This window comes from Nocardia sp. CA-290969, from assembly GCF_050936135.1.
In the GTDB taxonomy this organism is placed as follows: domain Bacteria; phylum Actinomycetota; class Actinomycetes; order Mycobacteriales; family Mycobacteriaceae; genus Nocardia.
The window spans coordinates 7,747,534-7,773,896 of record NZ_JBNJNJ010000001.1; the positions used below are offsets into that span (position 1 = coordinate 7,747,534).

Below are 26,363 nucleotides of genomic sequence, written 5' to 3' on the forward strand. Positions count from 1 at the left end.
TGGCTGGTGAACACCTCTCGCGCTCCGGTCGAACGCCTGCTCAGTGGTTCAGACGTTCACACCGTAGTCGCGGGCGATCCCGGCGAGACCTGACGCGTACCCCTGGCCGATCGCCCGGAACTTCCATTCGCCGCCGCGGCGGTACAACTCGCCGAACACCATGGCGGTTTCCGATGACGCGTCCTCGGAGAGGTCGTAGCGGGCCAGTTCGGCGCCCGTGTTCAGGTCGACGACGCGGATGTAGGCGTTGCGGATCTGGCCGAACGACTGGCCTCGCTGGTCGGCCTCGTGGATGGAGACCGGGAAGAAGATATTGGTGATCGTCGGCGGCGTATTGGCCAGATCGACGTTGATCACCTCGTCGTCGCCGTCGCCTTCACCGGTGAGGTTGTCGCCGGTGTGCTCGATGCTGCCTTCGGGGGAGCGGAGGTTGTTGTAGAAGACGAAATGCTGGTCCGAGAGGACCTTCAGCTCCGGGCCCGTGGCCAGGGCGCTGGCATCGAGGTCGTAGTCGGCGCCCATGGTGGTGCGCACATCCCAGCCGAGGCCGACAGCGATCTTGGTCAGGTTGGGGGCCTGCTTGGACAGCGAGACATTGCCGCCCTTGGCCAGCGTGACGCTCATGATCTCCTTCCCGGTGGCGCCGCGGCGCCCGTGCTCAGACCTGTTGTTCGTGCTCCGCCCAGGACTGCAGTGTCGCGACCCGGTGTTCCAGGGCCTGTAGTTCGCTGTCGTCGAGGACATTGCGCTGAATGCCCTGGGCGACCTCGAATGCCGACTGCCGGTGATCGTCGATCACGTCCACGTCGAGGCGGACCGCCACGTAGTCGTCGGCGCCGGGCATCTCCTCGGCGATCACCTTGGCCGAACCGCGGGCGCACAGCGCCACATTGCCGCCGCCGAGGATCAGCAGCGCCACCTGCGGCCGTTCCCGGAGCCGGGCCAGCGAGCCGCGATCGAATTTGAGGCTCAGCAGGATCCGCCGGTCGTCGGCGCGCACCGGCCAGGACACCGGGATGGCATGCGGCGCGGGATCGGTGGTGACCAGGACGGCGATGGTTTCCCGCGGCCAGTGCGGCAGTGCATCCAGCTCGGGATGGTCGGTTGCGGTGTTCTCGACTGGACTGACTCCGGCTGCCATATCGTCCCCTCCTGGATCGACGTGCTGCGGCGGAGGATGCGCCGCACCGGTCACCAGTCTAGAGGCCGCGCCCGGCACGCGCCGGAGAAGTACCGGCTCCGACCTGCGGTGGAACCCGGTGTTACCGGCCGGATTACGGCCGGCGAGGCAAGGTCTACCTCAGAAACTGAGGTCAGCAAGGCCCTTTCGGCGAGCCGGCCGGTTACACCGCCGGCGTGAGCGGTCCGGACGACCGTGCGGCCTCGGAGCGGGCGCGCTGCGCACAGGGACCGTCGGCAGGTCGAGGAGCCGGCCGTCGGAGGTCACGATGCGGCGGCGGCACTCATGCTCAGGGCGGCGTGCTCGAGGGGGAGGGTGCGCACCCACTCGCGACCCATAGCGGTGGGTTTGATCTCGGTGGACGCATCGTGGCGGGCGTGTTCGCCGACCTGCGCACCGCCGAGCGCGACGAGTTTCTCCGCGGCGATCTCCCCGCCGCGGTTGAAGGTGTCGTCGTAGACCGAATCGCCGAGGCCGAAGATCGCGAAGCGGAGGCCGGTGAGGTCGGGGCGCTGCGCGTCGAGGGCTTCGAAGAACGGTTCGGCTCCGGTGGGCAGATCGCCCTCGCCGTAGGTGGAGCACACGATGATGTGGAAGATCCGCGGATCCAGGTCGGCGATATCGAATTCGGACATATCGAATACCGAGACCTCGTGCCCGGTCAGTTCCCCGGCCATCGCCTCGGCCACGTTTTCCGCTGTGCCCATTTCCGAACCGAACAGGACGACAATACGCACCGTGCCACTCCTTCCCTGCAGCTTTGGAGAGGCAATCCTAACTCACGGTCTCCCGAGGTCGGGGGGCCACCAGGGCGTCGTGCTCGTCCAGCAGACCGAAGTATTTACGCAACATCAGCACGGCGGTGGCGGCCAGGCCCGCGGTGAGCCCCCACCACACCCCGGCGGCGCCGAGCCCGGCGGGGAACGCCAGGACGACCGCTGTGGGCAGGCCCACGAGCCAATAGCCGACCACCGACAACCGGAACCCGGCCGTGGTCGCCTGCAGGCCGCGCAGCAGGCCGGTCCCGATGTTCTGGGCCGCGTCGAAGAATTGCAGCACGATACCGATCAGCAGCAGCGACCGCGCCACCTCGACGGTCGCGGAGTCGCCGATATCGAGGAACGGGCGCAGCACGAGTTCGGGAACCAGGACGTAGGCCAGCCCGGTGAGCACCGCCACCACCGCGGCGAATCGCAGCGCGAGCCAGGCCAGTCCGCGGGCGTGCGCGGTTTCGTCGCGGGCCACGCTGTGGCTGACCAGGATCGAAGCGCCGTGCGAGATGCCGATGGCGATCTGGAACACGATGTAGATCACCTGGTAGACGACATTGTGGGCGGCCAGCGCGGCCGGGCCCAGCGCGCCCATGACCAGCGCCAGTACCGAGAACATGCCCGCTTCGGACCCGTAGGTGAGCGCGATCGGCGTACCCAGGCGCAGTTCGGCCCGTACGGTTGCCGGCCGGGCGGGCCACGGGCGGATCGGCAGGGTGGGGCGCAGCTGCGGATCGCGGCGCACCATGACCCAGAAGGTCACGAACATGACCAGGAAGACCAGGGAACTCGCGACACCGACGCCGGTCAGTCCCAGGGCGGGCAGACCGGCCCAGCCGTGGATCAAGCTCAGCGCCAGGACCAGGTTCACCGCGATGGAACCCAGGGTCACCAGCAGCAACGCCTGGGGGCGTTGCATTCCCACGGTGTATTGACGCAGCACCTGGAACCACAGGCAGGGCAGCAACCCGGGCGCCAGCGCGACCATGAGCGGGCGGGCCAGCTCCAGCACCCCGGCGTCCTGGCCGAGCCATTGCAGCGACCAGCCCAGGCCGACCAGTATCGCGCCGCCCAGTAATCCGGCGGCCGTGGCGATCAGGAAACTCGACCGCACCACATCGCGGACTTCGGGGTCGGGATCGGTGCCGCGTTTACTCGCGGCGCCCACCGCCGCGGCGATCTGGTTCCCACTGCCCGTGATCAGGCCGACGCACATGGTGCGGATCTGATTGAACAGCACCAGCGCCAGTCCGCCGGCCGCCACCGCCTGCACGCCGAGGCTGCCCATCAGGGCGATATTGGTGGTCGACACCGCGACCTGCGCGAGCTGGGTGAGCGCGATCGGGGTGGCCAGGGCGGCGAGCCGCCGGGCATCCGGGCCGGCGAGTCGCCGGCCGTCGGGGCGATGGCGTGACAGTGGTGTGCTGATCACCGGGCCCGCACCATGGTGTCCGAATCCTCCGTATGGTCGTGATCGTGGTTGTCGTGCTCGTCCGGCCGGGCGATACCGCCGGTGGGCGTGCTGTCCCCGGTTCCGGCCGGCGCCGAGGTGCCCATCGGCCGCATACCACGGCCCGCGGGAGCATAACGGGTCAACAGGGCGTGCACCTCGCGTTCGGCTCCGGTGTCGAGGAGATCGCGTTCGGCCATCCACTCGTCGTCGAACACCGTGTCCAGGTACTTCTCGCCGCCGTCGCAGACGATGGTGACCACCGTGGACCCCGCGGGGAACTCGTCGAGCCTGGTCAGCGCGGCATGCACCGATCCGCCGGCCGAACCGCCCAGCATCAGCCCGAGCTGCCGCGACACCGCGCGGCAGGTGGCGAACGCATCGATATCCGAAACCTTGACGCCCTCGTCGAGCAACTCGTAGTCCACAGCGGTCCCGATGGTGGCGCCCGGCGGGGTGCCGGTGCCCGACTGCCAGTACGGCCCGCCCGGACCGCCGAACGCGATCGACCCGACCGGCTCCACCCCGATCACCCGCGGTACGCAGCCGAGTTGCCGTAATCGGGTAGCGGTACCGAACAGGGAACCGCCGGTGCCGACGGCGGACAGCAGGATATCGACCCGCTCCACCTCGGCCAGTAATTCCTCGGCGACCGCGTAATAGCCGACGGCGTTGGCGTCGTTGTTGTGCTGTTCGGTGAAATACGCGTCGGGCAGTTCCGCCGCCATGGCCTGGGCGTAATCCTCGCGGGCGGAGGTGGCCAGTGCGTCGTCACCGTCGTCGGCGACGAAGACCAGATCGGCCCCCATTGCCCGCATAGCCCGCAATTTGTCCTTGCTCGCGTGATGGTCGACCACCGCGGTGAAACGGTAGCCGCGTTCGGCGGCCACCACCGCCAGGCCCAGCCCGGTATTTCCGGACGTGGATTCGATGATATGCCCACCGGCGCGCAGTAATCCCCGGCGCTCCGCGTCGAGCACCATTTCGCGCGCCATCCGGATCTTCGCGGCACCCGTCGGATTGAATTGTTCGAGTTTGAGCAGCAGCCGGGTACCGGACGCGGTGGCCGCCAATTCGAACAGCGGGGTGCGGCCGATCAGGTCGGTTACGCGGGTGACGAGAGGCATGGCAGAACTCCTGGGCGTCGAGAACGGTCGGTGCGATGCGGCCGGGCCGGCGGCCACCTGGGTCAGGAACGTTCGAGCGCCCAGCGATACCGGCCGCCCGGTGCCGGCGAAAGCACCACTTTCGGCGGAATGGGTAATTCGTGAAAGGGCGATTCGTTGGAATCCATCTGGTATCCGGCGGTATTCGGGTAGATCAGCAGATCGCCGGTTTCTCCCGCGCGGGGTAGCGGGATCCGCCGCCAGCTGAGCATGTCCGATTCGAGGCAGGTAGCGGCGCCGACGACGGTGGGCGTGGGTTTTCCGGGGCCGGCGGGCCAGAGCACGGGGTCGGGCAGGTATTCGCTGTCGAACCACTGTTCCGAGAGGCTCAGGCTGGAACCGTCCACGGTCAGTACCCGGTACGGCTGCCCGTGTTCGTGGCGGGTTTTGTGACCCTGGATCCGGAAGACGGTGCTGCCGGCCCGATCGAGCAGGGCGCGACCCGGTTCGACGGCCAGCGTCGTCTCCGTCTCTCGGAGCTGCCGGGCGAGGTCGCCGTGTTCCAGGATGGCGGTCAGCATCGCCGGTCCGGGGGCGGGAAAGAAATACGGATAATACGACTCGAACGTTTTCCCGGAATGGAACCAGCGGCGGCTCGCCTGTTCCCGGAATGCCGACCAGTATTCGGCGGGAACATAATCCACCCCGAAACCGCCGCCGATGGACAGCGTGGTCGCGGGATGTCCCTGGGCCCGGGCGTCGCGAATACGGTCGAGCAGCCGGACGGCCAGCTCGGCGCGCGGTACCGGATCGTATCCGGAGAGATGAAAACTGAAGCCGTGCAGGGAGACCGATGGAAAACCCGCGGCTGCCGCGACGGCCTGGTCGAGTTCGTCGGCCGGCATACCGAACCTGCTGGCCGAAGCCGCCGGCAATACCCGCAACAGCACCCGGACCGGAATATCGAGCGCGGCCAGCCGATTCAATTCGCCGAGCGAATCGACGGCGATCAGGCAGCCGTGCCGGGCGGCCAGCCAGTGCAGTTCTTCGGATTTCTCGGGGCCGGTCACCATCAGGTCCGCCCCGCGAACGCCCTGCCCCAGCGCCGCGCCGAGTTCGCCGGTGCTGGATACGTCGATGCCCGCGTCCGCGGTGGCGCAGGCCCGGGCGACGCACGCCGATTTGTTCGCCTTCTTGCCGTAGTACACGGCACCGGTAACACCGGAATCGGTGAAAACTCGCTGGAATCCGCGGATGTTCTCGACCACCCGGGGTGGATACATCAGATGAAACGGTCCGCCGATCGCGAACGCGATATCTCCGAGCAGATCCGGGTCGTCGAGGACCTGTTCCTCCCAGGCGTCACGGTGGGCGGGCAGTGGGGCCGCCACCGTCCCGGCGTGCTCGCCGAGGGCATCGGCGCCGGCGCCGGCCGGGGCATCGGCTCCGGTCAATCCCATAGCGCGACCTCCGTACCGCGGCCCTCGGCGATGGCCCGTTCGGCCAGCGCGTGCGCGACCGCGATATCGGTGAGTACCAGACCGCTGTTGTAGACGAAGATCCGCTCGTCGGCGCGCCGGCGGGCCACGGCGCGGCGGCTCAGGATCTGCGGCAGTTCGGCGTCCACCGGACGTAGAACGCCGTTCTCGTCGGCCATATCGGTGCCGGTGAGCGCCATCTGCTCGGCGCTGGTGGCGACCACCCGGTCGGCGTCACGCAGGGTCGAGGGGGCCAGGCCGTAACCCACCAGGACCACCACCGAACCCGGTTTCAGATGCTCGGATTCGATCGCGACCTCGGTTCCGGGCCCCGCCGTCGCCAGGACGACATCGGCCGTGCGCGCCGCGGCGTAGGGGTCGTCCACGGTGTGCAGCAGCGCATGCGGGGCGTACTCGGCGAGCTGCCGGTGGACGGCCTCGATGCCCTCGGGATGCGTCCCGTACAGCATCAGTTTGCGCAGTTGCGGATTGGCGGCCAGTAGATGCGGCAGCGCGTTGCGGCCCTGTGTGCCGGTACCGATCAACAGCACCGAATCCGCTTCCCGGCTCACTGTTTCGCGTACCAGGAGAGCGGACACCGCCGGGGTGCGCAGTGCGCCCACCCGGGAGCAGTCCATCATCGCGATGGGCGCGCCCGTGGTGTCGTCGTAGAGCGTGATGGTCGTGTAGTAGCGCTTGGTGGTGCGGTCGTGGCCGGGGTCGAATTTGTACGACGTCTTCATCGCCACCACCCGGCGCCGGCCGTCGCGGCCGAGCATGGCGTAGGCGACCGACCAGCCGTCCGGATTGGCGACGCTGAGTTTGCGCGGGTTGTCGGAATCCCCGCCGGCCAGGGCGATATAGGCTTCCTCCACCGCGCGGACCACCTCGGCCGGGGCGACCGGCACATCGGCCAGATCGCTGCGGCTCAGTACGCGCAGGGGGGTTGCTCGGTCACGTATGCCCAACGGATCCTCGATCATCTACTGCACCGTTCCGCTCTTCCGCCACCCCGCGCACCGGCCGCGATGCCGTCGGTGCGAAGGGGGCGACGATCTGCTGACCGTATCCATTCTCCCTGGATTCGGCGGCGCGGCGCGGGCGTTCGGGTAGCCGGATGTTCACTCGTTTGAGCCAGCGGTCGGTGCCGTCGTAGCGGGCGGTGAACGGTACCCGGCCGTGGACGGCGACATCGTTGTCGACCAGCAGCAGCTCACCCGGACGCAAGGCGGCGACCACACAGACCCGTTCGAGTTCGCGTTCCAGTTGTGCGTAGGCGGCGCGGAATTCCGGGCCGGCATCGTGGAGCGGGGTGTAGGCGGGGTCGAAACGCAGTGTGCGCGAATCGGGATCGTCCTCGCGCCCGGGTTCGCTCCACAGTGTCGGCACCGGTACGGCGGCGGCCCGGTCGAACGCCGATCCGTAGGAGACGTCCGGCAGGATCGGCAGGGTGGGTGTTCGCAGCGTTTCCAGTTGCGGGCCGGTCAGCCGGACCCGGCGCACCGAGGAGACGGTGGTACCGACCAGATCGTGATTGCGCAGGCAGCCCAGCATGAGCATATTCGCGCGCAGCGGATGGAACGCGTCCTCGGTATGCGGGCTGAGCAGAACGCTGCTGCTCGCCCCGGACTGCTCCTGTTCGTGTCCGGCCGCGGGGACGATGTTGTTGACCAGCCGGCCGTCCTGCTGACCGGCCCAGCCGAATGGTTCACCGGCCGCCGCGGCGAGCAGCAGCAGGGCGATATCCAGTTCGAGCGAGCAACCGGGGCGGTCCGGGTCGGTGCTCCATACCGCCGCGGTCTGCCAATCCGGTGGGGTGGGACCGATTTCGGTGTCGGACAACGGCAGCCCCCGCACGATGCATGCTCCGGCGGAGGTGGCCGGTGGGCGGACCGCGGTGCGGACCTCGGCGGGCAGCCGGGCGGCCCGGGTACCGATCTGATCCAGGAACACCGGGTCGGACAGGGGGGCATCCGGACCACCGGGTACGGGCGTCCATGTGAGGGCGATCTCAGCGGCCAGTTCACGTACCGCCCGTGCGGCGGTGCCGGGTAACTCACGGTGCTCGATATCGTCGATGTTGGGTGGGTGAAGCGCTTTACGTTCGGAGAGAACGCTTTTCACCAAAGTTCCCCTTCTCGGAATCGTGGATCGCGGTACCGGTGCGGACGAGTCGATGTGCGAAGGTAGTGCGTGGCCGCCGCAGTGGCAAGGGTTACCTAACTACGGCGTTTGATAGCAACTGGGAATAAAAAACTCAACGTACAGGTGGGCGGGTGTATGGTGCTCGGGCGTGGCTGACGCGATGAGACGCAGAACACGGTAAGGCTAGCCTGCCCTAGCCGCAAAATCCGGCCGACTCGCCGGTGATGAGAAGGACCGGGCCGCAACGTTTTACGGCCCGGCCGGCCGCCTTCGTGAGCGGGTTACAGGCTGTTCGCCAGCAGGGCGTACTGGGCCGCCGTCTTCTCCCGGATCTCGGCCTCGCTATCGCTGGACACCACGCCGACATACCGTTTGTACGGGACGAAACAGCGATACCGGTACTGGCGTTCCGGATCGCCGGAGTCGTTGAGTTGCAGGCATTTCACGCCCGGCACATCCACCGGGGCCGGTAGCGGATCGTAGGCCGGCCCGGCCGATTCGATGAAACCGTCCACCAGGATCGGCGCCCCCGCCGGATCCCGCACCCGGGCCACCGAACTCCCGTCCGCGTAGGCAGTGCGTTCGAAACCGGCCTCGTCGAACAAACGTGCCCGGTCGGGCTGGTCGTCGGCGGAATTGAGCAGGTAGTTGCGACCGTAGACAGCGAATTGGTCCGGATCGGGCTCGTGGCCTTCACGGTCGGCGACCACCACCCGCGCCAGCAGGTTCTCGGGGTCGACCCGCAGATCCGCGATATCGGCCGTCGGCGTCGGTACGAACCGGTCGAGCTGCGCCAGCTGAGCGGTGAGGGTTTTGTCCACCCACGCCACCAGATCGTCGCTGTCGGCCTTCGGCCGCTGCACGAACAGCGAGATCACGAACTGCTCGTGCGCCAGGAACGCGCCGATATTCGCGATCCCGGGCCGCCAGTGCAGCAACGCGTCCGGATGCTCCGTCGACTTCAGCTTCCGGTTGTCCGGCGAGACACCGATATCGGCGGCCTCCAGCTCCGCGGCGGCCTTCCCGGCGCTGTCGGTATCGGGGAACCGCAGGGCCACCACCGTGATCGCGGTGGCGTCGGGGTTGGGCCGGGTCCGGCCTTCCGGATCGTCACGGTCGGCACCGCTGGCCGCGTAACCGACGACCATCCTGCGGTTTCTCAGGATCGGCTCGGATACGTTGGCCAGGAAGTCCACCGCGGTCTCCGCGTCCGGCAGAACTTTCGACCCACGCCCGAACTTCAGCGACGGATCGACCTGGCTGCTCGCCACCACCGCCTCCGACATCCGGATACCCTCCAGCATCGGGCCGTGATCGCCCGCGTCTTGGGAGTAGGTGAACCGGTCGACCGGGAAATCGCCCACCGCCAGGGTGCGCACATCGATCTCCGCCGCAACCGGCGTCCCCGCCACCGAGCTACACCCGGACACCCCTGCTGCCAGCAGGGCGACAAGCGCGGTGAAGACGCCGCGACGTGTTGTCCGAAGCATGGCCGGCCCCTCGTTCCGATCGAAGCTGCACCCTTGAAGTTACCCGACCGGCCGCGATCTCGGGGAGGGCGACCGGTGGCCGTGCCATACCCTGGTGTGGTGGTAGACAACCCGCGACAACGCCCCGGCGGAGATTGATCCGCATGCAGGACCAGCAGGTCGAGGTGGTGCCCGGCCCGCACGCCGCGGCCCGGGTCGCGGGCGCGGTGGTACTGGTGGCGCATCGTGGGCCGGGCCGGCCGGCCGCCGATTCCCCGGCCGTGCGCGCGCTGGTCGGCCTGGCCGAACTGGTCCACGAGGCGGCGTCGCGGCACCCCGACGGCCCGGGCGCCGCCATCGCCCGGGAAGCGACGAGATGGCTCACGGCACGGGCCGAACGCACCAGCCCGGGAACATCGGTCGATTTCGGAATCCTGTCCGCGGCGGGACCGGATCGCGTGGCGATCTTCCTGCACGGTGACGTCACCGCCGTAGTGGCGGGGGAGGGCACCGAATATTTGCACGGCCGCGACGCGGTGTTCACCGTCGACCGGGCCGTAGCTGTCCCGGAGCGCGCGGTCGCACTGTTCGTCGACGATCCACCCGTCGCCCCGGACGACGATTCCCGGCCCGAACTGCCCGCGGTCCGCGGTATCGGCCGGCTGGTCGAGGGCATCGCCGAAGCCGCCGCGGTGATCGCTTGGTCGCCGCCGGCCCGGCAAACGGCCGCGGACCGCGAATCCGGCGCGGTGCCGTCGGCCGGCAGCCGCGGCGTCGTACTGGGCAAGCCGTCCGCCCTCGTCGAGATCACGCCGCAGGCGGCCGGTGACGGCGACGCGGCGGCTCGGCCGGAAAGGGAAAAATCGTCGCGACAGCCGGATCCGGATGATGTGGTGACCGCCACCGCGACACCACAGCCGGACAGTAGCCAACTCTCGGAGCAGGCGACTGTTGCCACGGAGGCCGATCCGGGTGATACCGCGGGGCGCGGCCGGGCGAGTGGCGCGCATCCCTCGTCCGCCGATCGGCATCACGCGGAGACCGAGATCAGCGGCCGGCAAGCGCCGGCGGCAGGGGAAGCGAGCCGAGCCGGCGCGAGATCCGACGAATCCGGAGACCCCCGGTACCGGCCCACCGACCCGCCGCACCGGCCGCTCGTACACCCCACTCCCCGGATGGACCTCCCCGTCTCACCGGTGCACGGCCCGCCCGAGCGCGCCACGCCGCCGCTGGACGCCGAACTGCGCCGCCGCACCGAGGCGACGGCGAAAGGTAACGCGCTGACCGTGAAGGTCCGCGGGTTCAAATGCGCGCGCGCCCATCCCACCGACCCCCGCTCGGCGTTCTGCAGCGTATGCGGAATGCCGGTGGACCAAACCCAGCCCCTCATCGAGGTGATGCGGCCGCCACTGGGCATCCTCGTCCTCGACGACGGCTCGACCTACCTGCTGGAAACCGATTCCGTCCTCGGCCGTGACCCGGAGAAATCCGAACCGGCGCGGCGCGGGCTCACCCCCTTGCAGGTCACCGACAACTCCGGGGGAATGTCACGCGCGCACGCGGAACTGCTGTTGGTCGACTGGGATGTGAAACTGGTGGACCGGGGATCCACCAACGGCACCCGGACCCGCGCCGCCGGCTACCGGGAATGGGTGCGGATCCCGCCACACCAGCCGGTGATCCTGGTCCCGGGCACAGAAATCCTGATCGGCAACCGCATGCTCCGCTTCGAATCCGCCGCACCACCCCCCTTCGGGAGCTGAATTGTCGGCGCCGCCTCCGGCGGCGCGGGTTCGGGGCCCCCGGACGTCTCGTTCTTTACTCCTCCGCTCCTCCGCTTCGCTCCCCCGCTCTGTCGCTCCAGAACGAGACGGGCCCCGAACGGTGTCATGGCGCCGCCTGCGGCGGCGCGGGGTTCGGGGCCCCCGGATGTCTCGTTCTTCACTCCTCCGCTCCTCCGCTTCGCTCCCCCGCTCCGTCGCTCCAGAACGAGACGGGCCCCGAACCATGGAGGTGGGCAATCCGAATGCCGGGAACGAGCGGTCGGCGAGGAGCGCTGCTGGAAACCCCGGGGCGTTACTCGTATCGGGCGGTGCAGGTTTGTTCGCCGCCGAGGACTCCGGCGCGGAAGGCGTCTACGCGGGAGAAGCCGCTGGGTACCGTTTTGCCCTCGACGTCGCTGGCGGCCAGGCCGTCGGTCAGCAGGCCGGAGACCGCCTCGTCCAGATCGCCCGCGGCGAGGGTGATATCGCCTTCGGCGCGGCCGGTCTCGGCCAGTTTCCCGGTCGCGACTCCGGAGAGGCAGGCGGCTCGCAGCCCGGTTTTCGCGCCGACCAGTTCCTGGTCGCGGCTGCGCTGCACGGAGAGGGTGTAGCGGGAGATGAAGACGACGTAGCCGTTGTAGTCGCCGCTGACCTTCACCGGCAGCGGGACATCGGAATCGTCGGTCGCGGTCCCGCGCTCGGAGAGCCCGTCGACATTGGTGGCGATCGTATTGTTCGCCGGACAGTAGGTCACCGGTTCGGTGGCGACGCCGTCGCTGCAGTCGATTTCGGCGCCGTCGTAGCTGTAGGTCGGCTCGTCGGGCACCGGCAGGATCACCGAGAGGGCTTTGCTCAGCTCGACCAGGCTCTGTTCGGTGATCTCGAACTCCCCGGACGCACCGTCGAAACTCTGCGGGAGATCGCCGCGGCGCTGTTCGATCTCGTCCATATCGATGCCTTTACAACCCTTCGCGCCGTCGGTGAAACCGATCTGCACGGCGGTGACCCGCTCGAACGCCGAACCGTGCACGCTTTCGGGGTCGTCGGGATCGGAATCGCGGATCGCGACCGTGGCGGCGAGCACCGAGTTCAGGCCGTCGGAGGTGTTGATGGTGAAGTACTCCGATTCCCCCTCGGCGACCCAGCGCATGTAGGCGCCGGCGAAACAATCGGCCTGCTGTTCCTTCACGATCACCGGATCGTCGCGTTCCACGAGATCGGCGTTGTTCTGGATGGCGTGCCCGTATTCGTGGGCGATCACCATCACCACCGCCATCTTGCCGAATGTTTCGGCCATCGTCGGCAGCAGCAGCGCCCGGTCCCAGCCGATCGAGTTGTCCAACCGGCAGTAGGCGGCGTTGACCATGCGGTAGGTCGATTCGGTGCAGAACTCCGCCGATTTACTCCGCGAATCGCGCGCGCTCCAGGAGATCAGCTTCTGCACCGGTTCGAACTCGCCCTCGAACTCGGCGTCGTAGTGCTCCTCCCAATACGCCTGGACATCGGTGACCGCGTTCAGTGCCAGGGTGTCGATCTCGCCGCCGTCACTGTTCTCCGCGGTCAGATCGCTGGGCGGGACATTCTCCCGGGGCCCGCTGGGGCCGCTGGTGGTCGGCAGGCCGGCCACCTGGAACGGATTGTCGTAGATGGAGACCGCCCGGCCGTCCACCGCCCGGGTACACCCGGTGACCAGCAGCAGTGCGCACAGCGCCGCCACGGCGAGCGCGGCGCCGCGGAGTTTCGGCATGGATCGTCCCCCATTTCGGCCGGTTCGGGTGCTGGCATATCCCGCTGGAGCTGAGGAGTTCGCCCCCCAGCGGGGACATCTCCGATGCCCGGGTAATGGAATAGTATCCGCTGCATGTCTGCACCGGGGGTGCGCACTATCACGGTGCGCCATGATGGAACCGAACGTGTCTTCGATTCGAATCAGCAGATCACTCTGGGCCGCGCGCCCGAGGTGACGCTGTTCGTCGACAGTCCGCTGGTCTCGCGTGTTCACGCGCGATTGGCCTGGCAGTCGGGAGCCTGGGTACTCACCGACAACGGCAGCACCAACGGAGTGTTCGTCGACGCACGCCGCCTCAACGGGCCGGTTCCGATCGACCGGCCCACCCAGGTCCGCCTCGGCGACGCGATCAGCGGCCCGCTGCTGTGGCTGGTTCCGTCCGGTGTCCCCCAGCAGCAGGCACAGCGCCCGGCCGCGCCACCGCAGTTTCCCTCCGGGCAGCAGCCGTATCCCTCGGGGCAGCAGCAGTTTCCCGGTGGGCAGCAGCCCTTCTCGCCCACCCCGCAGCCGTTCCCGTCCGGTCCGCAGCGTCAGCCGCCGCCGAATCGGCCTCCTTCGGGGCCGCAGCCACAGGTCCAGCCGCCGCGCGGCCGTACCCCGGCCGACCCGCAGGCCCAGCGGCCGCAGCAGCAGTGGCCCCACAGCGGTGGGCAACCGGCGCAGCCGCATTCGGGTGTGGTCCCGCCGCAGCCGGCCAATGTGAACATGACCGCCAAGGCCAGCGTGGCGGCCGTCCCGCCGGTCCGGCACCGCGCCAGTGAGGGCCCGATCGCCCGGGCCGACCGGATCCCGGCCGGCGGCCTGGCCATCGGCCGTACCTCGGACAATCAGATCGTCGTCAACGATCCGCTGGCGTCGCGTAAGCACGCCCGCCTGGTCGCGGGCGCCGAGGGTCTGACGATCGAGGATCTCGGTTCGGCCAACGGGACCTTCGTCAACGGTGTCCGGCAGCAGCGCACGGTGCTGCGCGAACGCGACATCATCACCATCGGCAATATCGACTTCGAGGTCTCCCAGGGCACCCTGGTCCACCGGCAGCGGCCGGTCGCCGAACAGGGTTTGTCCGTGCACGGGGTGGGGTTCACCGTCGAAGGCAACAAGCAGTTGCTGGTCGATGTGAACATGCAGGCCGGTCGGGGCACCCTCACCGCGCTGATCGGCCCGTCGGGTGCCGGTAAGTCGACACTGTCGCGGTTGATCGCGGGCAGCACCCAGCCGTCGGGCGGCCGGGTGATCTTCGAAGGCCGCGATCTGCACGGTGAATACGAGGCGCTGCGTTCCCGTATCGGCATGGTCCCGCAGGACGATGTGCTGCACCGGCAGCTCACCGTGCGCCAGGCGCTCGGTTTCGCGGCCGAACTGCGGCTGCCACCCGACTCCTCCAAGGCCGACCGCCAGCAGGTGATCGACGGCGTGCTGCGGGAACTCTCGCTCACCGAGCATGCCGACACCCGCGTGGACCGGCTCTCCGGCGGCCAGCGTAAACGCGCATCGGTGGCGCTGGAACTGCTCACCGGGCCCTCCCTGCTGATCCTGGACGAACCGACCTCGGGCCTGGACCCGGCGCTGGACCGGCAGGTCATGATGATGCTGCGCGAACTGGCCGACGCCGGTCGCGTGGTGATCGTGGTGACCCACTCGGTGGCCTGCCTGGACATGTGCGACCAGGTGGTGCTGCTCGCCCCCGGCGGCAAAACCGCCTACGCCGGCAACCCGGCGGGCGTCGAATCCGCGCTCGGTACCAGCGATTGGGCCAAGATCTTCGCCGATGTCGCCGCCAACCCGGACGCGGCCTTCGCGCACTTCCGGTCCCGGCAGGCCGCGCTCCCGCCCCCGCCGCCGCCCGCGGCCCGGCAGGGCAGTGGCGGTTCGCCACCGCAATCGGGTTCCTGGAAACAGTTCTCCACCCTGGCCCGGCGGCAGCTGCGGCTGATCCTGGCCGATCGCGGCTACATGGCGTTCCTGGTGCTGTTGCCGTTCGTGCTCGGCGGCCTGTCGCTGCTGGTGCCGGGCAGTAACGGCTTCGGCCGGCCGCCGCTGATCCAGCTGGACGACGGAACGTTCGTGCCCAACGGTGATTCCGAACCGCAGATGCTGCTGGTGGTGCTGATCCTGGGCGCCTGTTTCATGGGGATGACCCTCACCGTGCGTGACCTGGTGGGGGAGCGCACGATCTACGTCCGGGAACGCGCGGTCGGGTTGCGGCCCGGGGCATATTTGTCGGCCAAGGTCATGGTCTTCGGCTTGGCCGCGCTGGTGCAGTCGGCGGTGCTGGTGGGTTTCGTGCTGCTGGGCAAGAAACGGCCGCAGGAGGGGTCGGTGCTGGCGTCCGGTGGCGCCGAGCTGTACATCGATATCGCGGTCACCGCGGTGTCCTGTGTGGTGCTCGGGTTGCTGCTGTCGAGCCTGGCCAGGTCCAGCGAACAGGTGATGCCGCTGCTCGCGGTCGCGATCATGGGCCTGCTGGTGATGGCCGGCGGGATGATCCCGGTCACCGACCGGGTGGTACTGGAGCAGGTCACCTGGCTGTTCCCGTCGCGCTGGGGCTATGCCGCGGCGGCGTCCACCGTGGATATTCGGGAACTGTTCATCCAGGCGCAACCGGACGGGTTCTGGGACCATACGCGCGGCGCCTGGTTCCTGGATATCGGCATGGTGGTGGCGCTCACAGTGGTGATCGCGTTGCTCACCTGGAGCCGTCTGCGACTCAAGAAGTCCGCGAGATGAGACCGTCGAGCGGCCCCGTCGTTCACCTCCGCCGCCGGTGGGCAGGGGCGGCGAGCGCGACAACCGGACAGCAGGCACACTGATGCCTGTGATGGTGCGAGTTGGTGCGGTACACCTCGGTTGGGATGTGGTGTCCGTGGCCGCGGGCGGATCCGGCGTGCCCATCCGTCCGGTACAGGTCGAGGGAAGCTACAACCCACCTGCCTATCTGCTGGCCGATGCGTCGGGGAAGCTCTACACCGCCGGAGCGGACAGACAGCGGCCCGATCTGGGGATGGCCATCCCCGATGTCCGCGAGATCCTCGGGCACCCGCAGATCGTGATCGCCGGCGCCACCTGGCCGGCGGAACTGGTCTTCCGGGCCCGCCTCTACAACCCGCTGGCGGCGGTCGGCACCTATCTGCGCGGTAAACCCGATGTGATCGCCCTGCCGTACCCGGACGACTGGCCGGACCCGAAGATCGACGCCTACGCCCGGCTGGTCGAACAACTCGACGTCGAGGTGGAGCCGATCCCGGAATCCATCGCGCTCTCCGGTTATGTGCGGGCGCTCGGGCTGGTGCGGGCCCCCGACCACGCCCTGCCCGACGGGGTCGGCGCGACAGCGGTCCACTTCGACGGCCAGGTGGTCGACGGCCGGGCGAATGTCCTGGTCGTCGCGGTACACGGCGACGAGGAGCGGCCCACCGAATCGGTGTACGTCCCGATCGACCCGGAATCCACCCGCAACCCGCGCGTCGCCGACGACACCGTGATCGAGGTGATGGCCGCGGCCCGCGCGATCGGCGCGGACAACTCCACGGTGCTGCTGGCCGGGCAGGTGGTGTTCAACGAAACTTTGCGGTTCGCCTTCCGCAACCACCTCGGCCAGCGGCTCAGGAAGGCCGAACACCCCATGCACGCCCTCGTCCTCGGCGCCACGCATCTGCTGGTGACCGAGAACGAGGACGACGAGGAGGAAGACCCGGCACCGTATCCGCAGCCCGCGCCCGGCTCGTACGGGTCGGGGGCGCACTACGCAGTGCCCGGCCGGCCGGACGAGGCCGGTGGACCGTCGATGCGGAATCCGGCGGCCGGTCCACACCCGCCCGTGCCGCCGCCGGGTCCGCCCGCCGGTAATCCGGCGCACAACCCGCCCGCCGGGCCGAACCCACCCGGGCCCTATCCGGCCCGCCCCGGCCCGGCCGGCTCCGGTTCGGCGCGGCCGGGCCCGGACCCGTCCAGTTACGGGCAGTTCCGGTCCGGCGAAACCGGCCCGCCCGTACCGGGCATGCACGTTCCGGGATCCGATCCTCGCGAAAGCGGTCGTCCTGCCGGGGACGGGTCTGCGGCCGCCTCCCAGCCCGGACCGCAGCAGTCCTACAGCACGCGGCCACCGGCGGGCGCGCCGCACCCCGGCGCGGGTGACGATGCGACGGTGCAGGTCGATCGCTCCGAATTGCCACCCCCGATATCCGGCGCGGCCGGTCGCTTCACCCGCGCGCCCGACCCCGAAACCGGCAACCAGCCGCCGGCCCCCGTACGACCCGGACCGGGGCAGCCGCCCGGCCCGTCCGGCAGCGAACCGGGGCCCGGGGGTGGGCCGGGTTCCGGCCGTGAACCGGAAGGTGAACCGGGACAGGGCAGGCTCTGGAACAAGGTGAAGGACAACTTGTTCGGCGCCCACGCCGTGCTCGGTGTGGTGAGCCTGCTGGCCCTCTCGGTCTGGGCTACCGGTGGGGCGGAAACCGCGCAGGCACAGATGGCGGCGGGCGGCGACGCTCGCCCAACGACGCTGCACAGTGTCGCCGGCTGCGTACCCATGCCGCGGTTGCTGGTCGAACCCCCGGCCGAATCGGGTCCGCAGGGGCACTCGCTGTATGCCCGCGCCCCCGAGACCGGTGCGCCCGGCCTCGCGCCGGAACCGACCGAGCAGGATTCGGCCGAGTGCGGCGAGCCCGGGATCGACACCCTGCGCTACCTGGTCCCAGGCCGCCCCGGCATCACCGACCCCGGCCCGCCGTTCGACATCTGACCCGGTAGCGGCCGGTTTTCGCGGGTCGATACCCGGCTGGTATCGTGGTCCGCTGGTGTGCGGAACATCGAGTCCCGGGTCTCAACCGGCCGCCGGGAACCCCTCAGCCGCATACCTGGCCGGCAGCACCGACGACAGACAGGGAAGCACTGTGCCTACGTACAGCCCGAAGGCGGGTGACGTGACCCGGCAGTGGTACGTCATCGACGCCACTGACGTAGTGCTCGGCCGTCTTGCCGTTCAGGCAGCGAATCTGCTGCGTGGCAAGCACAAGCCGACCTACGCTCCGCATGTCGATGGTGGCGATTTCGTCATCATCATCAACGCCGACAAGGTTGCCATCAGCGGCAACAAGCGCGACGGCAAGCGCATCTACCACCACTCCGGGCATCCCGGCGGCCTCAAGTCCCGCACTGTCGGTGAGGTGCTCGATACCCGCCCCGATCGTCTGGTGGAGAAGGCCGTGAAGGGCATGATCCCCAAGAACAAGCTCGGCAACGCCATCGCCGGCAAGCTGAAGGTGTACGCGGGCCCGAACCACCCGCACGCCGCCCAGCAGCCCGTTCCGTTCGAGATCAAGCAGGTGGCCCAGTGACCGCTCCCGAGGAATACACCGAATACGACGAAGCGGTCGTCGAAGACGCCGCCGCCGAGGTGCTCGACGAGGGTGTCGTCTACGACGACGACGCCGAGTTCGTCGAGTTCGCCGCCCCGCTGGACCGTCCCGTCCAGACCGTCGGCCGCCGTAAAGAGGCCGTGGTCCGGGTGCGTCTGGTGCCGGGTACCGGCAACTTCGTGCTGAACGGCCGCACGATCGAGGACTACTTCCCGAACAAGGTGCACCAGCAGCTGGTGAAGTCCGCGCAGGTCACCGTCGAGCGCCTCGAATCCTTCGATGTGTTCGCGCGCCTGCACGGCGGCGGTCCTTCCGGTCAGGCGGGTGCCCTGCGCCTGGCCATCGCCCGCGCGTTGATCGTCGCCAACCCCGACGACCGTCCCGCGCTCAAGCGTGCCGGGTTCCTCACCCGTGACCCGCGTGCCACCGAGCGTAAGAAGTACGGCCTCAAGAAGGCCCGTAAAGCGCCGCAGTACTCGAAGCGCTGATATCACCGATGCCGGCCGTCCGCTCACGGTATGTGGGCGGGCAGGCCGGTGCCGGTTCCGAGAGCAGGCAGCCAGCCGGAGTCTGGCCGCCTGCTCTCGTGCTATATCTACCGCGGTGCTCGTCGGCCGGCCGTCTCGACGGTGTTTCCGGCAGGGGTCGTCGCGCGCTGTGGACTCACTGACGAGGGGCAAGGTATGGGACGTTTGTTCGGCACCGACGGAGTACGCGGGCTGGCCAATGATTCGCTGAGCCCGGAACTGGCGCTGCGCATCGCGGGAGCGGCCGCACATGTTCTGGGAACCGAGGTCCGGTCGGGCCGCCGCAAGGTCGCGGTGGTGGGCCGGGACCCGCGCGCCAGCGGCGAGATGCTGGAGGCCGCCGTCACCGCGGGCCTCACCGCGGCCGGAATGGACGTGTTACCGGTCGGCGTACTGCCGACCCCGGCCGTGGCCTATCTGACCGCGCTGTACGACGCCAGCCTCGGCGTGATGATCTCCGCTTCGCACAATCCCATGCCCGACAACGGGATCAAGATTTTCGCCGCGGGCGGGCACAAACTCGACGACGCCGTCGAGGACCGGATCGAGGCCGAAGCCGCCTCGGGTGATTTCGCCCGGCCGACCGGTGCGGAGATCGGTCGGGTGCTCGCGGCGCCGGGGTCGCGGCATCCCGGATTCGATCTGCCCGAATTCAGTCTCGAAGGCACCCATGAGCGCTATATCGAGCACCTTGTCGAGGTAACCGGCCGGGACCTGAACGGTCTGACCGTCGTCGTGGACTGCGCCCACGGCGCCGCGTCGGAAGTCGGTCCCGCCGCCTACCGGGAAGCCGGGGCGCGGGTGATCGCGATCAACGCCGAACCCGACGGGCTCAATATCAACGACGGTGTGGGCTCGACCCATATCGAACAAGTGCAGCGCGCGGTCCGCGAACACGGCGCCGATCTCGGCCTGGCCCACGACGGCGACGCCGACCGCTGCCTCGCCGTGGACGCCGCCGGCGATGTCGTCGACGGCGACGCGATCATGGCGATTCTCGCCCTCGGCATGTACGAAGCCGGCACCCTCACCGAGAACACCCTCGTCGCCACCGTGATGAGCAATCTGGGTCTGCATATCGCCATGCGCGCGGCCGGGATCACCGTGCGCACCACCGGCGTCGGCGACCGCTATGTGCTCGAAGAACTCCGCGCCGGCGGATTCACCCTCGGCGGCGAACAGTCCGGTCACGTGGTGTTCCCGCGTTTCGGTACCACGGGCGACGGAATCCTGACCGGGCTGCAACTGATGGCCAGAATGGCGGCGACCGGAAAGCCGTTGGCGGAGTTGGCGAATGTGGTGCAGAAGGTACCGCAGGTGCTGGTGAACGTCCCGGTCACCGACAAAGCCGCCGTAACCGCCGACCCCGGAATCCTGGAGGCGGTCCGCGCCGCGGAGGGCCTGCTGGGTGACACCGGCCGAATCCTGCTGCGTCCCAGCGGAACCGAACAACTGGTCCGGGTGATGGTGGAAGCCACCGATCACGACCGCGCCGAACAACTCGCCGGCGACCTCGCGAAACTGGTTGCGGCGGTTTAGGCCGATATCGCTGCGGGACCGATCGACGGAACCGCGGCGATACCCGTGCCACACATCGGGCCGCGAATGCGCCGACGAACCTTACCGCCTACCGGGTTCGGCGGCGGCGAGAGCGTGCCAGGAGGGACGGGGTCGCGATCCGATCGGCCGCTTCGGGGTTCGACCCTGAGACGGGCCGGCCGGATATCAGGGTGTGGATCGGTATCGCTACCGATGCGCGCCCATCCCGGCGCGCGGACAGTGGAGGGCGTAGTCCCCGTTATCGAAAGGACCGCCCATGACCGCCCCCGCACGCCGCTTCACCCGCTCCACCACCGACAAGTGGGTCGGCGGAGTCTGCGGCGGTATCGCCCAGTACTTCGGCTGGAGCTCCGGAATCGTCCGCCTGCTCTTCGTCCTCTCCTGCATCCTCCCCGGCCCCCAGTTCGTCATCTACCTGGTGTTGTGGCTGATGATGCCGAAACACTGACGGCGCATCTCGGACTTCCGGCTCCTCTGAGAGCCGCCCCCGAGCCCCGTTCCCGTATGGGAGCGGGGCCGCGCTGTATCAACGGTTGCCCTGTCCGCGCTGTACCGGGTCTCGCTCGGGTTGCCGCGCCAACAGTGGGGCCGCTGTGCAGAACAGGGCTTGTTCCGTGCCGGTAGATGTGTGCGGGATCCGGGGGCTGCGCTCGGCCGCGGGGGATGGAAAGATAGGCGAAAACCTGTACTACCGCCGATATATGGAACTCAGGAGGACCCATGCCCTTATCCGGAGAGTTCCCAGGTCTCGGAATGCCGAGCTTCGACACCACCTCCTCCCTGGACGACCTCGGCCCCGTCGAGATGGACAGCCCCACCCAAGACCTAAACGGTGACGGCATCCTCGATACCTTCACCACCACGGGCCCCGACTCGATGAGTGTCTGGACGGACTCCGACCTCGACGGCTACGCCGACCAGCTCAGCGTGGTCGAAAACGACGGCGACTACGCTGCCTGGGAGTACCACCGCAACCCCGACGGGACGGGCGAATGGCGTCAGACGGACCAGGGGACCGTGGGGGAGTAAGTAAAAACTGAACGCCCGGGAACCGGAACCCGGGCGGGCGCGTCGAATCAGTAGCAGCAGAGCGCCGCAGGGCCGATCGGGGACCTCCCGGGAGGGGCGGGCAGGACGGAGGGGAGACCCATGAGTACGGGTGATCAACCGGTCGGCATGGATAGCGACGCGGTAGTGAATTTGGCCAGCAACCTGCGGGACAGCGCAGACGCCGTCAAGCGTCAGGTGCAGGGCGTTGCCGACAACATGATTGCGCCTACGGATACCGGATTCGCATATAAGAAGACGCAGGGGGATGCTATTCACAACGGCCTGTTGACAGTACAGCAATGGCTGAAAGATTGGGCCGAGGCCACACAGCTCACCGGTGATGCGATCGGGCAGAACGCAATCTCGGTAACAACAGTGGATAAGGTGAACTCTGAGAACACCGAGCAGGCTGCGAGCTGACAATGGAAAACCGCAAATGTTCCGAGCTGTTCGACGCCGGTTCGAAAGCGCTCTGGTATTTTAGAAAACTGGAAGAGCAATACCTCCGATGGGTAGGAGATGGAAAGCCGCCGGGATTCAAGTCCTACGACGAGTTGCATGCTCTTTTTTATCGGTTGAACGGTTTGAACGAGGATGCGTTCCGGAATTCGGCAGGTGCGCTGAAGGTGGTCCTCGAAAAGGTTACTCCTGAGCGTAACCGGCAAATGACATTTTCGCAGACCATACCTACGGTGTGGTGGGGTGAGGCGGCTGCGGGGGCTTCGGCGATGATGGCAACGCAACTCCAGTTGTCCGAAGCTGATATCGCCATCGTTCGTAAGGTCCATGAGGAAATGGACCCTACTCCGCAGGCGCTGCGGGATGCGCTTGCGATAATTGCCACTGCGGCCGATGGAATTTCGACCAGCGAGGATGTCAAGGTCGATAACAGCAAGACTCCCGAAGACGTGAAGGATATCATCACCTTCGTTCGAGGTGAATACGGTTCTACGAGTTCATTGTTCGGGTCCGACAGTCTAATCGACAGAGTCAATCGGGCATTTCCTGATTATCAGGTGAAGACGCTTTTTGCCACACCCTCGGATGTGTCCGGTAAGTCTACCAATACATCCGGCCTGGGTAAGCTGAAGTGGGAATGTGAACGATGGCTCAACGCCATCTTCAAGACGGAATACGAATCCAATATTACCGAGTTTGTTGACGCCTGCAATGAAGCGAATCAGAAAATCGGTGCGGTCTATGACGAGTTGGTCAAGGCATTCGAAAATCTGAATGCGACCAAGTATCCGTGCCCAGATGTTTCGCAGGCCCCCCAGACGACCAGCCCGGCCGGGACCCCGACTGGTACCGGTGCACCTACAACACCGGGTGCACCCTCGACGCCAGGAACACCTGCAACCACAACGGCACCCTCGACAACGACTCCGCCGTCGACGACCACGGCCAGCACCGACAATCCGTTGTCGACTATCGCCGCGTTGGGCACCCAGCTCGCTTCGTCGGGTCTTGGCACCCAGGTGACCGAGGGTCTGAACAGTTTGGTGAGTTCGGCTACGCAGCAGATCACGAGTACGCTCGAGCAGTTGCGGGAACAGGCCGAGAACGTACTCGATCCGGACGGTGACGAAGAGCCCGGCAAGGATTTGGACGGCGACGGTAAACCAGACCAGGACGCTGACGGCGACGGCGAGCCTGACAAGGACCTCGATGGTGACGGCAAACCGGATACAGACGCCGACGGCGACGGCGAGCCGGATCCCGAGAACGACAAAGGTGTCGAGTTCAACGGCCAGAACTACAAACTCGAAGTCGGACCCGACGGTCAGTTGAAACTCGTGGTGGACAGCCCCAATGGTGAACCGGTTACCTACCAGGTCGAAATCGGCCCAGACGGTAAGCCGTCGATCGTGGGTGATGCTCCAGTCGGCGAGGCGCCCCCGGGAACCGAGAATCAGCAGCCGGCCGGCCAGCCTGCCGGAGTTCCAGGAGCTCCGGCAGGAAAGCCCGAAGAGGATGGCGAGCACCAACCGCAGAACTATCCACCGCCACAGCAGCCGGAGGATGAGACGGCCGAATCCGAGCCACCGGCGGCTCCGCCGCCGGGGCCTCCTGTGGACACCGGTGCTCAATTGGCCGAAGCGGGTCCTTTGTGACAGACAGTAGCGCGGTGACGATTTTCAGATGCGATCGGTGAGTTGAAAGTGGCGAGCGAAGTCGAACGGATCGGCGAGGAATGTCGTCGATATTCTCAACGCATTGCGGAGCGCATGGCGGAGGCCAGGGCCCGACGTGAAGCCCGGAGCCGCGAACTGGCCGAACAGGCGGTGGCAGAAATGTCGCGGCTTCGGCAGGAGACGGCAGAACCTGGTACCGAAAACGGGAGCTCAGGTGACGGGTGGGGCGGGGAGGCGACCCGCAACAATAGGCAGTCACATCTGAGCGGACAAGAGCCCGATTCCCATTCCTTCCAACTCCGGGAGTCCGAGATTCAGCGGCTGCGGAACGAGGAGTTGCGTAGACAGCATGAGGTAATCACACCGGCGGGAGGCGCCGGCGTACCTGCGCAACGGCCTGATGCGACAGGGCTACCGGCGCAGCCGGTGCGGGCAGAGGATCTCGACCCGCGGGAAGCTATCGCTCGCGCCGCCGCCGCTCGCCGCAGAAACAGCGTTGTTGCACCGATAGACGACGATGGTGACGACGAAGCGGAGTACTACCGACGCAACAGCTGGCTGGTCTGAAGGCAGTTGAAGCCGGAGGCTGGCACGAACTGCCCCCGCCCCCCGCTTCGAAGTGATTCCCCCGGTGTGTCTCCGGTCTCGGTGCAGACCTGGATCTATCAAGACCCTCGCCGGGATCATCGGGCGGGGTCGTACTGAACGGAAACCGGGATCGGTCAGGTCCCCCGCGTGGTCGACTGTGTCACCGGGCAGCGCTACGGCATCCACTGTGGCCGCCCAGGCTCCCTGTGCGCTGGCCGGGAAATTCCGTTCTCTTCATCGGCCCGTATTCTCGCATTGACCGTTTGCAGTTCATCCCACAGCGAGGCGATCATGGATCCCGCGAAGCCGACACTCGGCCTTCCGCCGGGATTGAAGTGGATAACAGAGTTCTCGATCGGGCAGATCTCGTCCAGCACATACTTCCCGGAGATCGGCACGCGGAGCCAAGGGTTGGCATCGTTCGGTAGGAACTGTGCGGACGTATATATCCGCAGGACCTGCTCGCCGTCGTTTTCGGGGTAGATCGGAACCATACCGGGTTGTTCCGGCGTTGCCATGGTGATGAACTCTGCTCGGGACAAGCCATCGACGAAATCCGCCGCAGGACAATACCCCTCGAGTGTTCGCCAGAATATCAACTCGAAAGCGTTGGCGAAACGCATCCTGGCAGTCTCAGGCTTAGGTACGAAATCGGCGTTTCTCCAGACCTCGTCGGTCACATTTCCTTCTTCATCCGCCCTTCGTCCCGACATTACGTTTTCTGGATGGATCGGCCCGTCCGTGGGAACAGCGGGATCGATGTAGTAGAACCATTTCCCTGGGTTCCGCCGCGCATTATCGCGATCTTTATCCGATAGAGGAGGAAGGGGCGACCTACCGAGATAATGGAATATGTGAACGTCGGTCATGTAGATGCTTTCTATCCGTGTGGTAGTCGAAGTGCCTACTTGCCCGGATGGAATCTGATACCGAGTAGCGGAAGCTCCATTGGGGCGTTTTCGGATTCTTCGTCCCATGCATTGTATTCAAGGGCGTCCGGGTTCGGTATGCCGTAGGCATCACGGAGGGCCGTCACCATCATCGATGCGAGTTTCCGGTAGCTGTCAGTGGGCGCAGGCCAAGGCACCTTGGTCCACCAGTTCTCTCCGTCCCAGGGTGATCTGGGTTCATGCCATCCGGCACCCGCGACGATCCGAGGGCCGTCTTCGCCGGCCATGGTCAGCCGGCGGCCCCCGGGTATCTCAGCGTGAATGCCTGTGTCATACCAACAGAACTGCGCAAAACGCATGTTCTCGGACCGCGGGACACGCTCGGAGATGATCACAATGGCCCCGACGGGAAGCGTTGCGAGCGTCTGGGACAACCCTTCTGTGAATTCCGTCCATTCGATCATGTCGCCCCCCTTGGTCTGGCTTCTGCTGCGCACTGTACCGTAAGAGAACGGTCCATGGGACGGTGCCCGGGGGCAAGGGAAGAAAATAGATCCCACGGTTCTCTGGGGGATTTCAGGTGGCATCGATAGGATGGCGTGATGACCGAGTGGCGAGTACTGAGTGACGTTGCCCTTGTCGAGCTTGTCGAACGACTGCGTTCGCTGAAGTGGTCGTGGCTAATCGAAGATTTTCCTTCGCTGGCGGACGAGTTCGGTTGGCGGGTCGAAATGTCTGATACATCGTGGGTAATGTTCGAATCCGGATTCGGCATGGGCAGCGGAAAGGTCTTGGGGCGTGACGGCCGCGCCAACACTATTCGGGTGCGGATTACCGACTTCGTCGACGAGGGGAACCGCGGACGAGGCCAGACCCGTGATGCGTTCGCCCGGTTCACTACTGTGCTGTCCGCTACGCTGGGCGATCCATCGACCCGACGACCGGGAGAGATACCTGAAGTTCGTTGGGCCGGACCTGATACCACATTATTGTTGAGGGATCTAGAGGTGTCGGTTGTCCTGGAGCTCGTCACCAACAGTTCTCTTGCTCTCCAAGACCTTGCTGCCGAACTACCGGACGAAGGACTGGACGACGAGAATATTTGA

The 26,363-nt window shown here is 67.1% G+C and carries 23 protein-coding genes; 11 read left to right on the forward strand and 12 right to left on the reverse strand.

The genetic code is table 11. The features are described from left to right. Positions 1–48 precede the first annotated feature (48 nt). From ACQEVO_RS35390 to ACQEVO_RS35430, 9 genes are all read right to left on the reverse strand, one after another. The gene (locus ACQEVO_RS35390) at positions 49–624 is read right to left on the reverse strand and encodes a TerD family protein (protein ID WP_432921901.1); all 576 of its coding nucleotides are present in this window, start codon (positions 622–624) and stop codon (positions 49–51) included. Positions 625–658: 34 nt separating this feature from the next. Further along, positions 659–1,141 carry a pyridoxamine 5'-phosphate oxidase family protein gene (locus ACQEVO_RS35395; protein ID WP_432921904.1) on the reverse strand — a complete coding sequence of 161 codons (483 nt, stop codon included), beginning with the start codon at positions 1,139–1,141 and terminating at the stop codon, positions 659–661. A gap of 302 nt (positions 1,142–1,443) precedes the next feature. Then, complete coding sequence (locus tag ACQEVO_RS35400) at positions 1,444–1,917, reverse strand: flavodoxin domain-containing protein (RefSeq protein WP_432921907.1); 474 nt, start codon at positions 1,915–1,917, stop codon at positions 1,444–1,446. A 37-nt stretch (positions 1,918–1,954) separates the two neighbouring features. Then, positions 1,955–3,379: an MATE family efflux transporter gene (locus ACQEVO_RS35405; RefSeq protein WP_432923363.1), complete on the reverse strand. Its 1,425-nt coding sequence runs from the start codon at positions 3,377–3,379 to the stop codon at positions 1,955–1,957. Next, entirely contained in the window at positions 3,379–4,527 is a 1,149-nt protein-coding gene (locus ACQEVO_RS35410; protein WP_432921910.1) for a PLP-dependent cysteine synthase family protein, read from the reverse strand. The genes ACQEVO_RS35405 and ACQEVO_RS35410 overlap by 1 nt, the downstream gene beginning before the upstream one ends. A 62-nt stretch (positions 4,528–4,589) precedes the next feature. Beyond that, entirely contained in the window at positions 4,590–5,966 is a 1,377-nt protein-coding gene (locus ACQEVO_RS35415; protein ID WP_432921913.1) for an alanine racemase, read from the reverse strand. Continuing rightward, complete coding sequence (locus ACQEVO_RS35420) at positions 5,957–6,967, reverse strand: ornithine cyclodeaminase family protein (protein WP_432921916.1); 1,011 nt, start codon at positions 6,965–6,967, stop codon at positions 5,957–5,959. Before ACQEVO_RS35420 ends, ACQEVO_RS35415 begins: the two co-directional genes overlap by 10 nt. Then, on the reverse strand, positions 6,939–8,108 hold the full coding sequence (locus ACQEVO_RS35425) for a TauD/TfdA family dioxygenase (protein ID WP_432921919.1): 1,170 nt from the start codon (positions 8,106–8,108) through the stop codon (positions 6,939–6,941). The genes ACQEVO_RS35420 and ACQEVO_RS35425 overlap by 29 nt, the downstream gene beginning before the upstream one ends. Before the next feature lie 302 nt (positions 8,109–8,410). Next, the gene (locus tag ACQEVO_RS35430; protein ID WP_432921922.1) at positions 8,411–9,619 is read right to left on the reverse strand and encodes a DUF7373 family lipoprotein; all 1,209 of its coding nucleotides are present in this window, start codon (positions 9,617–9,619) and stop codon (positions 8,411–8,413) included. A gap of 143 nt (positions 9,620–9,762) precedes the next feature. On the opposite strand from ACQEVO_RS35430, the gene ACQEVO_RS35435 reads away from it, so the two are divergent. Further along, a complete protein-coding gene (locus ACQEVO_RS35435; RefSeq protein ID WP_432921925.1) occupies positions 9,763–11,361 on the forward strand; it encodes an FHA domain-containing protein in 1,599 nt (532 codons plus the stop codon). A gap of 313 nt (positions 11,362–11,674) precedes the next feature. Here the strand turns inward: ACQEVO_RS35435 and ACQEVO_RS35440 are convergent, their stop codons facing one another. Beyond that, positions 11,675–13,108, reverse strand: a complete 1,434-nt coding sequence (locus tag ACQEVO_RS35440) for a metallopeptidase (protein WP_432921928.1) — start codon at positions 13,106–13,108, stop codon at positions 11,675–11,677. Positions 13,109–13,222: 114 nt separating this feature from the next. On the opposite strand from ACQEVO_RS35440, the gene ACQEVO_RS35445 reads away from it, so the two are divergent. The 9 genes from ACQEVO_RS35445 (at position 13,223) to ACQEVO_RS35485 (ending at position 23,758) form a co-directional block, all read left to right on the forward strand. After that, positions 13,223–15,877: an FHA domain-containing protein gene (locus ACQEVO_RS35445; RefSeq protein WP_432921931.1), complete on the forward strand. Its 2,655-nt coding sequence runs from the start codon at positions 13,223–13,225 to the stop codon at positions 15,875–15,877. Between the two features lie 88 nt (positions 15,878–15,965). Next, positions 15,966–17,891: a hypothetical protein gene (locus ACQEVO_RS35450; protein ID WP_432921934.1), complete on the forward strand. Its 1,926-nt coding sequence runs from the start codon at positions 15,966–15,968 to the stop codon at positions 17,889–17,891. A gap of 151 nt (positions 17,892–18,042) precedes the next feature. Further along, entirely contained in the window at positions 18,043–18,486 is a 444-nt protein-coding gene (rplM, locus tag ACQEVO_RS35455) for a 50S ribosomal protein L13 (protein ID WP_432921937.1), read from the forward strand. Beyond that, positions 18,483–18,995, forward strand: a complete 513-nt coding sequence (gene rpsI / locus ACQEVO_RS35460; RefSeq protein WP_432921940.1) for a 30S ribosomal protein S9 — start codon at positions 18,483–18,485, stop codon at positions 18,993–18,995. The genes rplM and rpsI overlap by 4 nt, the downstream gene beginning before the upstream one ends. Before the next feature lie 195 nt (positions 18,996–19,190). After that, positions 19,191–20,573 (forward strand): phosphoglucosamine mutase, encoded by a 1,383-nt coding sequence (gene glmM / locus ACQEVO_RS35465; RefSeq protein WP_432921943.1) that lies wholly within the window; start codon positions 19,191–19,193, stop codon positions 20,571–20,573. 277 nt (positions 20,574–20,850) lie between these two features. Then, a complete protein-coding gene (locus tag ACQEVO_RS35470; protein ID WP_432921946.1) occupies positions 20,851–21,042 on the forward strand; it encodes a PspC domain-containing protein in 192 nt (63 codons plus the stop codon). Positions 21,043–21,314: 272 nt separating this feature from the next. Further along, positions 21,315–21,623: a DUF6802 family protein gene (locus tag ACQEVO_RS35475; protein WP_432921949.1), complete on the forward strand. Its 309-nt coding sequence runs from the start codon at positions 21,315–21,317 to the stop codon at positions 21,621–21,623. 120 nt (positions 21,624–21,743) lie between these two features. Next, entirely contained in the window at positions 21,744–22,064 is a 321-nt protein-coding gene (locus ACQEVO_RS35480; RefSeq protein WP_432921952.1) for a hypothetical protein, read from the forward strand. A 2-nt stretch (positions 22,065–22,066) separates the two neighbouring features. Then, positions 22,067–23,758, forward strand: a complete 1,692-nt coding sequence (locus ACQEVO_RS35485; protein WP_432921955.1) for a hypothetical protein — start codon at positions 22,067–22,069, stop codon at positions 23,756–23,758. A gap of 782 nt (positions 23,759–24,540) precedes the next feature. Here ACQEVO_RS35485 and ACQEVO_RS35490 read toward each other — a convergent pair. Together ACQEVO_RS35490 and ACQEVO_RS35495 are read right to left on the reverse strand one after the other, a co-directional pair. Next, positions 24,541–25,236, reverse strand: a complete 696-nt coding sequence (locus ACQEVO_RS35490) for a hypothetical protein (RefSeq protein ID WP_432921958.1) — start codon at positions 25,234–25,236, stop codon at positions 24,541–24,543. 35 nt (positions 25,237–25,271) lie between these two features. Beyond that, a complete protein-coding gene (locus ACQEVO_RS35495; protein ID WP_432921961.1) occupies positions 25,272–25,721 on the reverse strand; it encodes a TY-Chap domain-containing protein in 450 nt (149 codons plus the stop codon). A gap of 138 nt (positions 25,722–25,859) precedes the next feature. On the opposite strand from ACQEVO_RS35495, the gene ACQEVO_RS35500 reads away from it, so the two are divergent. Next, entirely contained in the window at positions 25,860–26,363 is a 504-nt protein-coding gene (locus tag ACQEVO_RS35500; protein ID WP_432921963.1) for a DUF6301 family protein, read from the forward strand.

Bases quoted from the DNA above. Each gene is read 5' to 3' on its own strand.
- glmM (WP_432921943.1), top strand. From the start codon at position 19,191: ATGGGACGTTTGTTCGGCACCGACGGAGTACGCGGGCTGGCCAATGAT.
- ACQEVO_RS35490 (WP_432921958.1), bottom strand. From the start codon at position 25,236: ATGACCGACGTTCACATATTCCATTATCTCGGTAGGTCGCCCCTTCCT.
- ACQEVO_RS35495 (WP_432921961.1), bottom strand. From the start codon at position 25,721: ATGATCGAATGGACGGAATTCACAGAAGGGTTGTCCCAGACGCTCGCA.
- ACQEVO_RS35500 (WP_432921963.1), top strand. From the start codon at position 25,860: ATGACCGAGTGGCGAGTACTGAGTGACGTTGCCCTTGTCGAGCTTGTC.
- ACQEVO_RS35395 (WP_432921904.1), bottom strand. From the start codon at position 1,141: ATGGCAGCCGGAGTCAGTCCAGTCGAGAACACCGCAACCGACCATCCC.
- ACQEVO_RS35435 (WP_432921925.1), top strand. From the start codon at position 9,763: ATGCAGGACCAGCAGGTCGAGGTGGTGCCCGGCCCGCACGCCGCGGCC.
- ACQEVO_RS35415 (WP_432921913.1), bottom strand. From the start codon at position 5,966: ATGGGATTGACCGGAGCCGATGCCCCGGCCGGCGCCGGCGCCGATGCC.
- ACQEVO_RS35390 (WP_432921901.1), bottom strand. From the start codon at position 624: ATGAGCGTCACGCTGGCCAAGGGCGGCAATGTCTCGCTGTCCAAGCAG.
- ACQEVO_RS35480 (WP_432921952.1), top strand. From the start codon at position 21,744: ATGAGTACGGGTGATCAACCGGTCGGCATGGATAGCGACGCGGTAGTG.
- ACQEVO_RS35430 (WP_432921922.1), bottom strand. From the start codon at position 9,619: ATGCTTCGGACAACACGTCGCGGCGTCTTCACCGCGCTTGTCGCCCTG.
- ACQEVO_RS35440 (WP_432921928.1), bottom strand. From the start codon at position 13,108: ATGCCGAAACTCCGCGGCGCCGCGCTCGCCGTGGCGGCGCTGTGCGCA.
- ACQEVO_RS35410 (WP_432921910.1), bottom strand. From the start codon at position 4,527: ATGCCTCTCGTCACCCGCGTAACCGACCTGATCGGCCGCACCCCGCTG.
- ACQEVO_RS35485 (WP_432921955.1), top strand. From the start codon at position 22,067: ATGGAAAACCGCAAATGTTCCGAGCTGTTCGACGCCGGTTCGAAAGCG.
- ACQEVO_RS35445 (WP_432921931.1), top strand. From the start codon at position 13,223: ATGTCTGCACCGGGGGTGCGCACTATCACGGTGCGCCATGATGGAACC.
- ACQEVO_RS35470 (WP_432921946.1), top strand. From the start codon at position 20,851: ATGACCGCCCCCGCACGCCGCTTCACCCGCTCCACCACCGACAAGTGG.
- ACQEVO_RS35475 (WP_432921949.1), top strand. From the start codon at position 21,315: ATGCCCTTATCCGGAGAGTTCCCAGGTCTCGGAATGCCGAGCTTCGAC.
- ACQEVO_RS35420 (WP_432921916.1), bottom strand. From the start codon at position 6,967: ATGATCGAGGATCCGTTGGGCATACGTGACCGAGCAACCCCCCTGCGC.